Below are 14,891 nucleotides of genomic sequence, written 5' to 3'. Positions count from 1 at the left end.
TTCTTTAACTGGCTTATGACAGTTGTAGGCCATTAAATAAGAAAAGACCCGCTGACAGGTTATGGTAGAAGAAATCCGTTCATCGCTTTCCGCAGTTTTCCTGCAATGGCTGGCTGGCCTGAAAGACATCTGGCGGGTGCTGCGCCATCGCGGCCCCAGCCAGTTCCAGTTCTGGCTGATCGCCCTGCTGATCGGCGTCGCTGCCGGTTTTGCCGCGCTGTTCTTCCGCAAGGGGATCTCGGCATTGCAGGCCTGGGTCTATGGCGCGCCGGATCTTGATTACCTGCATTCCCATGCGCAAGAGCTTCCCTGGTATGCGCTGGTCGCCATTGCCGCCGGCGGCGGGCTGGTGGTCGGCCTGATCCTGGACCGCTTTACGCCGGACGGGCGGGTGCGCTCGGTTGCGGATGTGATCGAAGGCGCCGCACTGCACGACGGCAGGGTCGAGCACAAAGAGGGGCTGGCCTCGGCGCTGGCGTCTTTCATTACGCTGTCCACCGGTGGATCCACGGGCCGGGAAGGGCCGGTGGTGCATATGGCGGGGGTGATCTCCACCTGGGTCAGCAACCGGATCAACGCTGATGGCATTACCGGGCGTGATTTGCTCGGCTGCGCTGTGGCGGCGGGAGTTTCGGCCAGTTTCAATGCGCCGATTGCGGGTGCGCTGTTTGCGATGGAGGTGGTGCTGCGGCATTTCTCGGTCAACGCCTTTGCGCCGATCGTGGTGGCCTCGGTTGCCGGAACAGTGATCAACCGACTGGAATACGGCGATGTCACCGAATTCACCCTGAACACCCCCGGTGCGCTGCAGTTCTATGTGGAGCTGCCGGCCTTTCTGATCCTTGGCCTGATCTGCGGCCTGGTGGCGGTGGCGCTGATGAGGGCGATCTTCTTTGCCGACAAAGTGGGCAACACTGTGCAAGAGCGGCTGCATCTGCCGCGCTGGCTGCGGCCTGCGGTCTCCGGCGCGATGCTGGGGGTGATCGCTGTCTGGTATCCGCATATCATCGGCGTCGGCTATGAAACCACCGTGCTGGCGCTGACCGGCGGGCTGCTGCTGGGGCAGGCGGTGATTTTCACCGCAGTCAAAACCGCCGCCGTGGCGATCACTATGGGCGGGCGTATGGGCGGCGGGGTGTTTTCGCCGTCGCTGATGATCGGTGCGCTGACCGGGCTGGCCTTTGGCCTGATCGCAACTGCGGTGCTGCCGGATGTGTCAGGTACCCACACGCTTTATGCCTTTGCCGGCATGGGCGCTGTTGCCGCCGCGGTGCTGGGGGCGCCGATTTCAACCACTCTTATTGTGTTTGAGCTGACTGGCGACTGGCAGATCGGCCTGGCGGTGATGGTGTCAGTGTCGATGTCCACCGCACTGGCCTCGCGGCTGGTGGACCGCTCTTTCTTCCTGACCCAGCTGGAAAAGCGCAATATTCATTGTGCCGCCGGACCGCAGGCCTATTTGCTGGCACTGATCCGCGCCGGTGCGGTGATGCGCCCGATGGGCGACGGCCGCTGTGCGCCGCTGGAGGACTGCCAGGCGCTGGTTGAGGAAGGGCTGTGCATCCGGGCCTCCGCGTCGCTGGAGGCTGCTATGCCGGTGTTCGACCGGGCGGAAGCGGCCTTTCTTCCAGTGATGATGGAGGAGGGCGGGACGGAGGAAATCATCGGCGCGCTGTACCATGTGGATGCGTTAAAGGCCTACAACCGTGCCTTGGCTGCAACCGCAGCGGAGGAGCACAGATAAGCGGGACCGGGCTGTTGTGTCTCTGATCACCGCATCCCGACCGGTGCATCCCTCGTCTGTTACGGGGAAAAACACAGATTCCGTCCCCAAATCTGTGCGATATCGGTGACATGTAAAGGTAAAGTTAAAAACCCCATTGCCCTGCAATGGCGCCTGAACCAACACTGTAAGCGGATTATTGCTTAGCTTACTCAAACGGTAGGGAATCATGCGCAATTTCGAAATCGGCTCGCAAGAGGCTGGTGCGAACAACAAGGCAGACGAACGGGCAAACGAACGGGCAGCGCTGGAAGCAGTGATCAACTATGCGATCCAATGCGCCCGCGAAACGGACATTCTTGGCGCAGGTGAGGCGCTGGAGGAAGCCAGGCTGAACCTCAGCCGCGCCGTTTTGGCCTGAACCTCGGTGTTTGCGGCACAATAGCTGCCCCAGCGGCTCCGGCTCCTGTTGCGGAACCGGGCCGGCTGTTGCTGCAACGGGCATCTGGCCGCGGGAACGGGTTCCCCGCAAACGCAAAACACCGGCGCCAGGGCACCGGTGGGGGATTTTTTACGGGATGTTCTGCTCCTGCGGACGGGGTGCGGCGCGTTCAGTGAAACGGCCCCGCAACCCGGATAACCGGCTTAGACTTGTTCAACCTTGACAGAATCGCTCAGCACGAACGCCAGGCAGCCCTTGATTTCAGCCGCCGCTTCCCTTGGGTTTTCATAGCTCCACGCCGCGTTTTCGGTGACAGACGACTTGTTGGCGATCGAAAAATAGCTGGCCTCGCCCTTGTGCTGGCACTGGGCGGTCTTGCTGGTGCGGTCCAGGAAGGCCATGGCGATGTCTTCGCGCGGGAAATAGATGACCGGATCCATATCGCCCTCTGTCAGCTCCAAAGCATTGGAGCTTTCTCCCAGTACAGCGCCGCCGGAGCGGACGGTCCAGGTGCCTTCGGCCTTGCGGATACGGATAGTGGTCATGCGTGTTTTTCCATTCTCTTCGTGCGTGTCGTCGTTGGTTCAGTCTATGTAGCAGCCTATGTAACACCTCAGTGTCACAAGGGGGCGGTTGCGGCATCAAGCCACGCCTTTGCGGCGGGGTTGAGCAGCGGTCCGGTCTTTGCCGAAACCTCTTGGTGATAGCTGTCGAGCCAGTCTTTCTCGGCGGCTGACAGCATCGCTGTGTTCACCAGCCGCCGGTCAATGGGGGCAAAGGTGAGCGTGCGCCAGCACAGCATCTCGCGCTCGGCGTCGCTGGTGTCAAGGGCCGGGGCCTGTTCAACCACCAGAAGGTTCTCGATCCGGATGCCAAAGGCGCCTTCGCGGTAATACCCCGGCTCGTTCGACAGGATCATGCCGGGTTCCAGCGGCACGTGGCTGGTGCGGGCCAGCCGCTGCGGGCCTTCATGCACGCTGAGGTAGGCGCCGACGCCATGGCCAAGGCCGTGGTTGAAATCCTGGCCTGCCAGCCACAGCGGCATCCGGCCGATACATTCGATATCGCGGCCTGCCAGCCCCTTGGGCCAGCGCAGGCGGGACATGGCGATCATGCCCTGCAGCACGCGGGTATAGGCGTCGCGTTCCTCGGCTCCGGGGGTGCCGATGGCGATGGTGCGGGTGATGTCGGTGGTGCCGTCGAGATACTGGCCGCCGCTGTCCAGCACTAAAAGATGCCCGTCTTCCAGCCGCGTGTCGGTTTCTTCGGTCACCCGGTAGTGCATCACCGCGCCGTTCTCTCCGGTGCCTGCAATGGTCTCGAAACTGATGTCGCGCAGAGCTTGGTCTTCGCGGCGCAGGGCTTCCAGTTTCCTCACCGCGTCAATTTCGGTGATGGTGCCAGGGGGCTGCGCGTCGAGCCAGGCCAGCATTTCGACAATTGCCGCGCCATCGCGCAGATGGGCGGCGGCGCTGCCTGCAATTTCAGCTGCGTTTTTGCGCGCTTTGGGCAGGGCGCAGGGATCGCCTGCGGGCACTATCCGGCTGCCTAAGGCGTCCGCCACGATCTGCGGCACGGTGCCGGCGTCTGCGGCGACGGAGCCGTTGAGCGCCGCTGCGGCTTTTAGGAACGCTTCGGGCGGGTGCAGGGTGACGGCGCTGTCAAAATGATCCTGCAGTCCTGCCAGCTTGTCCGCCGCCATGAACAGATCCACCCGCGCGTCACTGTGCAGGATGGCAAAGCCGTGCGCCACCGGGTTGCGGGCCACATCAGCGCCGCGGATGTTCAGCAGCCACATGATGCTGTCGGGCAGGGTGATGACCGCCGCTGCCTGACCCGCACCGTGCAGGTCCTTAGCGAGACGGGTGCATTTCTCAGCAGCGCTTTCGCCTGCGTAATCAAGAGGGTGCGCGGCCACAGGCTGCATCGGCGGTGCGGGCTGGTCCTGCCAGATCCGGTCCACCAGGTTTTCGCATTGCGCCAGGGTGATGCCGCTGCCCTTCAGGTCCTGGGTCAGCGCGGTGATCTGGCCCGCGGCATGCAACCAGGGGTCAAACCCGATCTTGCCGCCTTCAGGAAGCTGCGCCTTCAGCCAGCCGGCCAGCTGCACCTCAGGCCAGGGCACCGGCGTGAAATCCGCGGCGACTTGGCGTTTCACCTGGGTGCGGTAGCGCCCGTCGATAAATACACCGGCAATGTTCGTGAGGGCGGCACAGAATCCGGCCGAGCCGGTAAAACCGGTGAGCCAGGCAAGCCGGTCATCGCGGGGCGCAACATATTCGCCCTGATGGGCGTCGGCACGGGGCACCAGGAAACCATCCAGATCTTCGGCTGCCAGCTCCTTGCGCAGGGCCGCCAGCCGCGGCGGGCCCTGTTCCGGGCGGGCGGTCACATCGAATGTCTGGAACATAGGTATCTCTCCTGCTGAAAGGCGGGGCGGATTGGGGCGGATGGCCCTGGCAGCGCAAATGAAAAGGCGCAGCAGCGGCGCGCCCCTTCTTGTCCCAAATCGCCTTGCTGCTGGCAAGCCTGACAGCATGGGTTTGCTGCAGACCTTGCGGCACAGGGCAAGCGGAGGGCTCCCGCCCGTTCTCAGGGCATCTTGCGATGCCCTTCACCCCGTTGGGCCAAGCACCGGATGCGGTGCATCCGGTGCCGCCGCGCGCGTCAGCGCGCGGCCATGCCCAAAACTTTTGACGGCATCTTGATGCAGGCCAAAGGCGCGGGAGGGCGCCCCTGCCGTGGCGGTTCAGGTCAGCTGGCGCGTTTGATGCCCATCACCCGGGCGCGGGCACGCGGGTCGCTGTCGAACAGGGCGGCTAGCTGCTCGGTCATCGCGCCGGCCAGCTGCTCGACGTCGGTGATCGTGACTGCGCGTTCATAGTAACGGGTCACATCATGGCCGATGCCGATCGCCAGCAGCTCCACCTGTTTGCGTTTCTCCACCATGGCGATCACATCGCGCAGGTGTTTTTCCAGATAGTTCGCCGGGTTCACCGACAGCGTCGAATCGTCCACCGGCGCGCCGTCGGAGATCACCATCAGGATCTTGCGCGCTTCCTGCCGGGCCGTCATTCGCCGGTGCGCCCATTCCAGCGCCTCGCCGTCGATGTTTTCCTTCAGCAGGCCCTCTTTCATCATCAGGCCCAGATTGGTGCGGGTCCGGCGCATCGGCGCATCCGCGCCCTTGTAGATGATGTGGCGCAGATCGTTAAGGCGCCCTGGCTGCTGCGGGCGGCCCTCGTTCAGCCAGCCCTCGCGCGCCAGCCCGCCTTTCCAGGCTCGGGTGGTGAAGCCAAGGACTTCGACCTTCACATTGCAGCGTTCAAGCGTACGCGCCAGCACATCGGCGCAGATTGCCGCGATTGAAATCGGACGCCCGCGCATCGAGCCGGAGTTGTCCAGCAGCAGCGTCACCACTGTATCGCGGAACTCAGTATCTTTTTCGCGCTTGAAGCTGAGCGGCGTGGTCGGGTTGGCGACAACACGGGCCAGGCGGCCGGCGTCCAGTGTGCCTTCCTCTAGGTCAAACTCCCAACTGCGGTTCTGCTGGGCCTGCAGACGGCGCTGCAGCTTGTTGGCAAGGCGGGACACCGCGCCCTTCAGCGGCTCCAGCTGCTGGTCGAGATAGGCGCGCAGGCGCTCCAGTTCGGCAGGTTCCGCCAGATCCTCGGCGGCGATTTCCTCATCATTGGCGTCCTGAAACACCTTGTAGTCCGGATCGGCCTCTGACGCAGGCGGCGGGGCGGGCGGCTCCAGCGGCGCTTCGCCGTCGGGCATTTCGGTGTCCTCGGCGAATTCATCATCCGCCATCTCGTCCATCGAGACCTGGGCCTGGCTCTCGTCCTGCTGCTGTTCCTGGGATTGCTCGGGGCTGGCGTCGGCCTGCTCGTCCTCGCTATCGTCCTGGCCGCTGCTGTCCGGATCGTCCTGCTCTTCGGCGTTGTCTTCGGCATCGTCGTTGGCGTCGTCGTCCAGCTCATCCGGGTCATCGCCAAGCTGGTCGCCATAGCCGAGGTCGGAAATCACCTGCCGCGCCAGTTTGGCGAATGCTGCCTGGTCGGCAATCGTCTCGTCCAGGTTTTCCAGCGTGCCGCCGGCCTGGGATTCGATGAAGCCGCGCCACAGCTCCATGATGTTGGAGGCGCCTTCGGGCAGCGGGCGGCCAGTGGCCAGATGGCGGATCAGATAGCCGGCCGAGGCGGCCAGCGGCGCCTCGGAAGACGACTTCATCTGATCATAGCCGCGGCGGATCGACTCATTGCGGATCTTCACATCGATGTTGGAGGCGGTGCCGGGCATGTGGCGTGCGCCCATTGCCTCGCAGCGGGCGGTTTCCATCGCCTCATAGAGATCGCGGGCCATTTCGCCCTGCGGGGTATATTTGGCGTGGGTGGCATCGTCGTGGAATTTGTGCCGCAGCGCCAGCGCATCGGCAGTGCCGCGGGCCAGCAGCACTTCCTCGCGGCTCATCCGGCGCGAGACCTGCGGCAGCCGCATGGAACCGCCCGACAGCCCCGAAGGGTCCACCGTGTAGCTGACCGACAGTTCCGGGTCGTTGGCCATAACCTTGGTTGCTTCGGCCAGGGCCTTCTTGAACGGATCGGCGGGGTTGTCGTTGGGCTTTTTCATGGTCGCACCTTGTCCCTTGTGAGCATCCCCCCTCGTTTCGGGAAAGTCCAGTGGGACAGCTGCGGATAGGGCAGCGCCCGGCCCGGCGGGGTGGGAAGCGGAGCGCCCGCCTCCGTTTTGCCAGAGGCAAACCTCCGGTTTCACGGGGGCGGGCCGGGCGCCGCCCGGCCTGACGGCCGGGCGGCACGTCACATTCAGCCCAGCGAAACGCTCGCGGCGCTTTCCGGCAGCTCTTCGTCAAAGCAGCGCTGGTAGAACTCGGCCACGGTCTGGCGCTCCAGCTCGTCGCATTTGTTCAGGAACGACAGCCGGAAGGCATAGCCCACGTTGCGGAAGATCTCGACGTTTTGCGCCCAGTTGATCACGGTCCGCGGCGACATCACGGTCGACAGATCGCCGTTCATGAAGGCGGTGCGGGTGAGGTCGGCAACGGTGACCATCTGGCTGATGGTCTTGCGGCCTTCGGCGGTGTTGTAATGCGGCGCCTTGGACAGGATGATTGCAGCCTCGGCATCATGGCTCAGATAATTCAGGGTCGAGACCAGCGACCAGCGGTCCATCTGGGCCTGGTTGATCTGCTGGGTGCCGTGATAAAGCCCGGTGGTGTCGCCCAGGCCAACGGTGTTGGCGGTGGCAAACAGGCGGAAGAACGGGTTCGGAGTGATGATCTCGTTCTGGTCCAGAAGGGTCAGCTTGCCGTCATGCTCCAGCACCCGCTGGATCACAAACATCACGTCGGCGCGGCCCGCGTCATATTCGTCGAACACAATCGCAACCGGGTTGCGCAGCGCCCAGGGCAGGATGCCTTCGTGGAATTCGGTCACCTGTTTGCCGTCGCGCAGCTTGATCGCGTCCTTGCCGATCAGGTCGATCCGGGAGATGTGGCTGTCGAGGTTCACCCGAACAGAGGGCCAGTTCAGGCGCGCCGCGACCTGTTCGATGTGGGTCGATTTTCCGGTGCCGTGGTAGCCCTGGATCATCACCCGGCGGTTGTGGCTGAAGCCCGCCAGGATCGCCAGCGTGGTTTCCGGATCAAACTTGTAGGTGGGGTCCACTGCCGGCACCCGGTCCGAGGTCTCGGCAAAGCCCTTGACGGTCATGTCGGTGTCGATCCCGAACACATCGCGCACCGAAACTGTTTCGGTCGGTTTCGCATCCATATCCACAAAGCCGTCGGTCATCGCAGTCGATCCTTATCCCTCATCCCTGCTGTCAGGGGTCAATTCGCGGGATTGGTGCCTGATCTGGCGGGCAAGGGCAAGGGAAAGTAACGCCAGAAACCAGCTGAGGCTGTGATTGTTCCGGATCTGGACGGGGGCAAGGGGCGGGCGGGCAGCGCCCCATCTGACGCACAGCGCCCCCAGCCGGGCAGCGGGGGGCGCGTTTTGCCGGCTCTTGCTGAGCTTTGGGGGGGTAGGCTGCGGCCGGCACGTCTTTTGGGTAACCGGTCGTGGCAGCACACGTCAAAGAAATAAAAAGTCTATCTTAACGTTTCGGCGAAAGACCGCCCATAGCAGCCTGGCCTGAGGCGGTTTGCCGTGACAGGGGCCGCGGGCCGGCCGGTGCAGGGCGTCAGGCGGCCAGGGCCTGCGGGGTGAACTCCAGCCCGGTCAGCAGGGTGATTTCGCGCCGCATCCCGTCGCCGAGGTTTTCTGGCCTCGCATAGGCCAGGCAGATTTTTTCGAAAGCGCGGCAGCTGATTGGCATCGTGCTGGTGACGCCGGCGGACGCGAACAGCGGGCTGGATTTGGCTTGGCCGACGGTGTTCTGCAAGGCGGCTTGTGGTCCTTCCAGGATGAAATGCACCTGTTCACCGCTGCGGATCATCATGCCGGTGGCGCCGGTATCGCGGAAGGCCGGGCGGTTCCGGCTGATGAATTCGGCGATCTGCTGATGGCTGGAACCTTCGGTCAACCGGGCGGTGAGTGTGAGGCGGTGCATTGGCTGTCTCCTGTTGGGGCGGGTGCCGCTGAGGCTGCTGGCATAAGCGGATTTGGTGAAATCAATTTACGAAGGAAATGCTCGCTCCGCCTGCCTGCAGAAGGATAGAAACCCCGCTGTGGCGGCCGCAAAAGCGCGGCCGCCTGACCCAAAGGATAGCTGTCTGACCCTTGGCGCCTGCCATGCCGTGGCTTGGGGCCGCCTTCGGCAAAAAAAGAGCGGCCCCAGGCCGCTCTTTGCGCATCCGTTTTCCGGCTGCCTATTTAAAGCTTTTGCTGTCCTTGATCTGGTCCCAGGCCCACATGACTTCTTGCAGCTGCTCTTCCTGGCTGCGGTCGCCGCCGTTGATGTCGGGGTGCAGCACCTTGATCAGCTTCTTATAGGACTTGCGGATATCGGCCTTGGTCCAGTCGTCCTTGGCTTCCAGGATCTCGATCGCGCGGCGCTCGGTGGGCGGCAGGCGGCGGCCCGCCTTGGCAGCCCGGCCGGGGTTCTGCGTTGCGTTGACACCAAGCACCTGATGCGGGTCCTCAATGCCGAGGCGGGCCCAGGCGCGGGCCTCGGGGTCGCCCATCGGCTTGGTCTCGCGCTCCCAGACCTTGTCCTTGGACTGCTGCGCGTTCAGCTCGGCCTCGGTGGTGCCTTCAAAGAAATTCCAGCCATTGTTGTATTCGCGCACGTGCTCCTGGCAGAACCAGTAGAAATCATCCAGCACATCCGGCGCCTTGGGCGCGCGGAACTTGCCGGCTTCTTCGCAACCGTCCTTGTCGCAGACACGGACGGAGGTTTCGGACGCGCCGGTGGCGGCCCGGCGTCCGCGCGGATTCTTCTTTTTGGCTGAGCGGATGGACATATCAAAGCCAAAGGGATCGGACTTGCTCATGGGGGCGCACCTTCTAGACGCATCTGTTCGACTCGGAGGCAGCAGTTTAGTCTAAGGTGCGCCAGATAGAAGGGGGCGCGCCGAAAAAATTATGGGGATGAGCGGAAAATGAACGTGAAGAAAGAGATGGAAGCAGCGCTGCAGGCGGCCTTTGCCCCCAGCGCGCTGGAGGTGGTGAACGAAAGCCATAAACATGCAGGCCATGCAGGCGACGATGGCTCGGGCGAGAGCCATTTTGCGGTGATGATCCGCGCCGGCGCGTTTGAGGGGATGAACCGGGTGGCGCAGCACCGCGCGGTGCATAAGGCGCTGGGAGGCATCGTGCCGCGCATTCACGCGCTGGCGCTGGATATCGGGGTCTAGGCACCAGGGCGCGGGAGGATCAGTTCTCCCCGTCGCCTTTTTGTTCGGCGCGTTTCTTCAGCGCGGCTGTCATGCCTGCAACCGGGCTGAGTTCCTCGACCCCGTCATCAGACTGCATCCTGGCGGCGCCCGGACCGGGCACCTGGGTTGCCTCCGGCGGCGCTTCCGGATCGCCGGCCGCCGCGGTGAGCGGTGGTGTGTGCGGCTCGGAATGGCGGAACTCGACTGAGGGGGCAGCGGGTTCCTTGCGGCCTGGTGCGGGTGATTCTGCCGGCTGGTCCGCGGCCAGCGCCCGGCGGAACACCATCACATTGCGCCAGTTGGTGGTGGAGCCGGTAAGACCGGACCGCTCCTCGCTCGGCAGCAGTTCGGCGCGTTGGAATTCCCAGCCGCCGGCAGCCATTTCATTCAGCAGAATCTCGACCGAATTGGCAAAGCGCGCCTCCGGGGTCTTGACCCCTTTCGCCTTGGTGCCCTTGGCCGGGGCGGGGACAACCTTGTATTCGTAGGCTTGCATTTGCTTTACTCTTCCTGCTTGAGGGCTTGTAACAAGCAATTTGGAGCGGGCCAAGACAGGTAATTGGCTTGATGACCCGGGGCGGCCTGCCGGAACGCAATCTTTGATGCGCTAGCGGAAGGTCGTGAAGCCGCCCAGTGGGTTCTGTTCAGACCTCTTCGGGGCAAAAATAAAGGGGCGCCAGCGGCGCCCCATTTAAAAACTGCGTCCGAAACGGATCAGCCGCCCAGTTTCTGTGCCACCAGCTTGTTCACGGCAGCCGGGTTGGCTTTGCCGCCAGTGGCTTTCATCACCTGGCCGACAAACCAGCCCGCCAGTTTCGGGTTCACCTTGGCCTTTTCAACCTGCGCGGGGTTGGCGGCGATGATCTCGTCCAGGGCGGTTTCAATCGCACCGGTGTCGGTCACCTGCTTCATGCCGCGTTCTTCGACGATCTGCGCCGGGTCGCCGCCTGTCGTGTAGACGATCTCGAACAGGTCCTTGGCGATCTTGCCGGAGATGGCGTCCGAGGAAATCAGATCGATGATACCGCCGAGCTGCGCCGGAGATACCGGCGATTCGCTGATGGCGTGGTCTTCTTTCTTGAGGCGGCCGAACAGTTCGTTGATCACCCAGTTGGCAGCCAGCTTGCCATTGCGGCCGTTGGCGGTTTCTTCAAAGTAGGCCGCGGCCTCGACCTCGGCGGTTAGTACCGACGCGTCATAGTCCGACAGGCTGAAGTCTTTGATGAAACGTGCCTTTTTCTCGTCCGGCAGTTCCGGCAGATTGGCGGCGATGTCATCGACCCAGGCTTGTTCGATTTCCAGCGGCAGCAGGTCGGGGTCGGGGAAATAGCGGTAGTCATGCGCTTCTTCCTTGGACCGCATAGAGCGGGTTTCGCCCTTGTCCGGATCATAGAGCCGGGTTTCCTGGTCGATTTTGCCGCCTGCCTCGATGATGGCGATCTGGCGGCGCGCCTCGACTTCGATGGCCTGCTGGATGAAGCGCATGGAGTTCATGTTCTTGATCTCGCAGCGGGTGCCGAGATGATCGAAATCCTGGGTTTCCTGGTACTTCTCATACTGGCCCGGCAGGCAGACCGATACGTTGACGTCGGCGCGCAGGTTGCCGTTCTGCATGTTGCCGTCACAGGTGCCCAGATACTGCATGATCTGGCGCAGCTTGGCGATATAGGCGGCGGCTTCTTCGGGGCCGCGGATGTCGGGGCGGGAGACGATCTCCATCAGGCAGACACCGGTCCGGTTGAGGTCGACAAAGGACATGTTGGGGTCCATGTCGTGGATCGACTTGCCCGCGTCCTGTTCCATGTGGATGCGCTCAACCCGCACGTTGCGCGCGGTGCCGTCGCCCAGTTCCACCAAGACTTCGCCCTCGCCCACAATGGGGTGGTAGAGCTGGGAAATCTGGTAGCCCTGCGGCAGGTCGGGGTAGAAGTAATTCTTGCGGTCAAAGGCCGACCACAGGTTGATGCTGGCCTTCAGGCCCAGGCCGGTGCGCACGGCCTGTTCGATGCAGTATTCGTTGATCACCGGCAGCATGCCGGGCATCGCCGCGTCCACAAAGGCGACGTTGGAGTTTGGCTCAGCGCCGAACTTGGTGGAGGCGCCAGAGAACAGCTTGGAATTGGAGCTGACCTGGGCGTGCACCTCCATGCCGATGACCAGTTCCCAGTCATGCTTGGCGCCCGCGATCACCTTGGGCTTGGGGAGTTCATATGTCAGGTCGAGCATGGTTTTCCGCCGTATCCGAATGTCCAATGTTGGCAAGGGTTCTAGGCTTGTGCGGGGCGAGGAGCAAGAGGGCAATGGGCACTTGGCGCGGGCTAAAAGACCGGGCCGCGCCCGCCCCTCCCGTCAAACCGCAGGTTTGCCTCCGGCAAAGGGGAGGGCGCATTCGCAGCCTCTCAGGTTTGGACGCGGCACTTCGCCGGGGGCGAAACATTCGCTTGGCGGTGCCCGCCAGCGCGGCTAAGAAAGATGCCCGAGCAGAATTTCAGGAGGCCGCATTGGACACATCCGCCCGCATCAGCCAGACTATCGCCGCAGAAATCGGCGCCGCATCGAAACAGGTGAACGCCGCGGTTTCGCTGCTGGACGAGGGCGCAACGGTGCCCTTTGTCGCGCGCTACCGGAAAGAGGCGACGGGCGGGCTGGATGATACCCAGCTGCGCACCTTGGCAGAACGGCTGGAATATCTGCGCGAGCTGGAAAAGCGGCGGGCGGCGATCTTCGACTCGATCAAGGGGCAGGACAAGCTGACTGAAGGCCTGGCGGCCTCGATCGCGAAGGCAGAGACCAAGGCGCAGCTGGAGGATATCTATTTGCCATACAAGCCCAAGCGGCGCACCAAGGCAATGATTGCGCGCGAAAACGGGCTGGAGCCGCTGGCCGATGCTATTCTGGCGGACCGGAATGCTGACCCGGAACAGCTGGCCGGCGGGTATGTGACCGAGACGGTGGCAACGGTGAAGGATGCGCTGAACGGGGCGCGGGACATTCTGACAGAGCGTCTGACAGAAAAGGCGCATCTGCTGGGGCGGTTGCGGGAGTTCCTGCAGCGGGAGGCGGTGCTGACTGCCAAGGTGATCGAAGGCAAGGAACAGGAAGGCGCCAAGTTTTCGGACTACTTTGCCCACACCGAGCGCTGGGCGGATGTTCCGTCACACCGGGCACTGGCGATGCTGCGCGGCTCAAATGAAGGTGTGCTGACGCTGGATGTGGGGCCGGAGCCGGAGGAAGGCGCGGCCAGGGCCGAGGCCATGGTCGCAGCGGAGCTGGGCGCGGGCGGCAACGGTCCGGGGGATATCTGGCTGCGCAAGGTGGCGGGCTGGACCTGGCGGGTGAAGCTGTCGCTGTCGATGATGCTGGAACTGATGGGCGATCTGCGGGGGCGGGCGCAGGAGGATGCCATTCAGGTGTTTGCGCGCAACCTGAAGGATTTGCTGTTTGCAGCGCCAGCCGGTGCGCGGCCGACCCTCGGGCTGGACCCGGGCATCCGCACCGGCGTCAAGGCGGCGGTGGTTGATGCTACGGGCAAACTGGTGGCCACCGAAACGCTGTACCCGTTTCAGCCGAAGAATGATCTGCGCGGCGCGCAAGTGTCCATCGTCAAACTGATCGCCGAGCATGGCGTCGAGCTGATCGCCATCGGCAACGGCACCGCAAGCCGCGAGACCGAGCGGATGGTGGCGGAGGTGCTGAACCATCTGCCCGCGAAGGTAAAGGCGCCGACCAAGGTGGTGGTGTCTGAGGCTGGCGCATCGGTCTATTCCGCGTCCGAGCTGGCAGCGCGGGAGTTTCCGGATCTGGATGTGAGTTTGCGCGGCGCGGTGTCGATTGCGCGGCGCCTGCAGGATCCGCTGGCGGAGCTGGTAAAGATCGAGCCCAAAAGCATCGGTGTGGGCCAGTATCAGCACGATGTGGACCAGCACAAACTTTCGAAATCGCTGGAGGCGGTGATCGAGGATGTGGTGAACGGGGTCGGGGTGGATCTCAACATGGCCTCGGCGCCGCTGCTGGCGCATGTCTCGGGTCTTGGCCCTGGTCTGGCGGAGGCGATTGTGGCGCACCGCGATCTGAATGGGGCGTTCATGTCCCGCAAGGAGTTGCTGAAGGTGGCGCGGCTCGGCCCCAAGGCGTTTGAGCAATGTGCGGGCTTCTTGCGCATCCGGGATGGCAAGGAACCGCTGGATGCGTCCTCGGTCCACCCTGAGGCCTATGATGTGGCGCGCAAAGTGGTTGCGGCCTGCGGGCGCGATATCCGCCAGATCATGGGCGATGAGAACGCCTTGAAAGGGCTGCGGGCAGAGGATTTTGTCAGCGACAGATTTGGTCTGCCCACCGTACGGGACATTTTGCAGGAGCTGGAGAAGCCGGGCCGCGACCCGCGTCCTTCTTTTGTGACGGCGTCCTTCAAAGACGGGGTGGAGCAGATCACCGACCTGAAACCGGGCATGGTGCTGGAAGGCACGGTGACAAATGTGGCAGCCTTTGGCGCCTTTGTGGACATTGGCGTGCATCAGGACGGGCTGGTGCACGTCAGCCAGTTGGCGGACCGCTTTGTGAAGGACCCGCATGAGGTTGTGAAGACCGGCCAGGTGGTCAAGGTGACGGTCACCGAGGTCGATGTGCCGCGCAAGCGGATTGGACTGACCATGCGCAAGGATGGCGGTGCTTCGGCCAAGGAGGACCGCAACGCGCGCGGTCCGTCCAAGGGCGCGGGACCGCGACGGGGCGGCATGCCTGCTGGCGCAAAAGGCAAAACCTCTGCCAGCCCCAAGGGCAGCCCGGGCAAGGGGCAGGGCACAGGCGCGCTGGGCGCGGCGCTGATGGATGCCTTCAAGAAAACTTAGCAAAGGGGGCCATGGCCCCGCCTTTTCCGTGATGCCGGC

Annotated in this window: 12 protein-coding genes; 4 read left to right on the top strand and 8 right to left on the bottom strand. The window is 63.4% G+C overall.

Translation table 11 applies throughout. The features are described 5' to 3' along the window. Positions 1 to 61 precede the first annotated feature (61 nt). Together K3557_RS11835 and K3557_RS11830 are read left to right on the top strand one after the other, a co-directional pair. Positions 62 to 1,744 (top strand): chloride channel protein, encoded by a 1,683-nt coding sequence (locus K3557_RS11835; protein WP_259994065.1) that lies wholly within the window; start codon positions 62 to 64, stop codon positions 1,742 to 1,744. Between the two features lie 208 nt (positions 1,745 to 1,952). Then, positions 1,953 to 2,144 (top strand): hypothetical protein, encoded by a 192-nt coding sequence (locus K3557_RS11830; RefSeq protein ID WP_259985801.1) that lies wholly within the window; start codon positions 1,953 to 1,955, stop codon positions 2,142 to 2,144. 224 nt (positions 2,145 to 2,368) lie between these two features. On the opposite strand, the gene K3557_RS11825 is transcribed toward K3557_RS11830, so the two are convergent. From K3557_RS11825 to K3557_RS11800, 6 genes are all read right to left on the bottom strand, one after another. Continuing rightward, a complete protein-coding gene (locus tag K3557_RS11825; protein ID WP_259994062.1) occupies positions 2,369 to 2,710 on the bottom strand; it encodes a DUF427 domain-containing protein in 342 nt (113 codons plus the stop codon). Between the two features lie 74 nt (positions 2,711 to 2,784). After that, positions 2,785 to 4,575, bottom strand: coding sequence for an aminopeptidase P family protein (locus K3557_RS11820; protein WP_259994060.1), 1,791 nt, complete (start codon positions 4,573 to 4,575; stop codon positions 2,785 to 2,787). Positions 4,576 to 4,919: 344 nt separating this feature from the next. Then, positions 4,920 to 6,797 carry a cobaltochelatase subunit CobT gene (gene cobT / locus K3557_RS11815; protein ID WP_259994058.1) on the bottom strand — a complete coding sequence of 626 codons (1,878 nt, stop codon included), beginning with the start codon at positions 6,795 to 6,797 and terminating at the stop codon, positions 4,920 to 4,922. A 194-nt stretch (positions 6,798 to 6,991) separates the two neighbouring features. Continuing rightward, positions 6,992 to 7,978, bottom strand: a complete 987-nt coding sequence (cobS, locus tag K3557_RS11810) for a cobaltochelatase subunit CobS (RefSeq protein WP_129371456.1) — start codon at positions 7,976 to 7,978, stop codon at positions 6,992 to 6,994. Positions 7,979 to 8,369: 391 nt separating this feature from the next. Next, a complete protein-coding gene (locus tag K3557_RS11805; protein WP_259994056.1) occupies positions 8,370 to 8,738 on the bottom strand; it encodes a BLUF domain-containing protein in 369 nt (122 codons plus the stop codon). 259 nt (positions 8,739 to 8,997) lie between these two features. Continuing rightward, positions 8,998 to 9,621, bottom strand: coding sequence for a J domain-containing protein (locus K3557_RS11800; protein ID WP_259994054.1), 624 nt, complete (start codon positions 9,619 to 9,621; stop codon positions 8,998 to 9,000). A gap of 108 nt (positions 9,622 to 9,729) precedes the next feature. Here K3557_RS11800 and K3557_RS11795 point away from each other — a divergent pair, with 108 nt between their 5' ends. Then, entirely contained in the window at positions 9,730 to 9,984 is a 255-nt protein-coding gene (locus K3557_RS11795; protein WP_129371454.1) for a BolA family transcriptional regulator, read from the top strand. 19 nt (positions 9,985 to 10,003) lie between these two features. Here K3557_RS11795 and K3557_RS11790 read toward each other — a convergent pair whose 3' ends face one another. Both K3557_RS11790 and gatB read right to left on the bottom strand, forming a co-directional pair. Continuing rightward, positions 10,004 to 10,501 carry a DUF4177 domain-containing protein gene (locus tag K3557_RS11790; RefSeq protein WP_259994050.1) on the bottom strand — a complete coding sequence of 166 codons (498 nt, stop codon included), beginning with the start codon at positions 10,499 to 10,501 and terminating at the stop codon, positions 10,004 to 10,006. A gap of 218 nt (positions 10,502 to 10,719) precedes the next feature. Further along, positions 10,720 to 12,231 (bottom strand): Asp-tRNA(Asn)/Glu-tRNA(Gln) amidotransferase subunit GatB, encoded by a 1,512-nt coding sequence (gene gatB / locus K3557_RS11785; RefSeq protein ID WP_259994047.1) that lies wholly within the window; start codon positions 12,229 to 12,231, stop codon positions 10,720 to 10,722. A gap of 275 nt (positions 12,232 to 12,506) precedes the next feature. Here gatB and K3557_RS11780 point away from each other — a divergent pair, with 275 nt between their 5' ends. After that, positions 12,507 to 14,852 carry a Tex family protein gene (locus K3557_RS11780; RefSeq protein ID WP_259994045.1) on the top strand — a complete coding sequence of 782 codons (2,346 nt, stop codon included), beginning with the start codon at positions 12,507 to 12,509 and terminating at the stop codon, positions 14,850 to 14,852. The last annotated feature ends 39 nt before the right edge of the window (positions 14,853 to 14,891 follow it).

The organism is Leisingera sp. M523, assembly GCF_025141335.1.
Lineage (GTDB): Bacteria > Pseudomonadota > Alphaproteobacteria > Rhodobacterales > Rhodobacteraceae > Leisingera.
The sequence above is the reverse complement of the archived record's forward strand: the minus strand, read 5'-3'. Positions and strand labels throughout refer to the sequence as shown.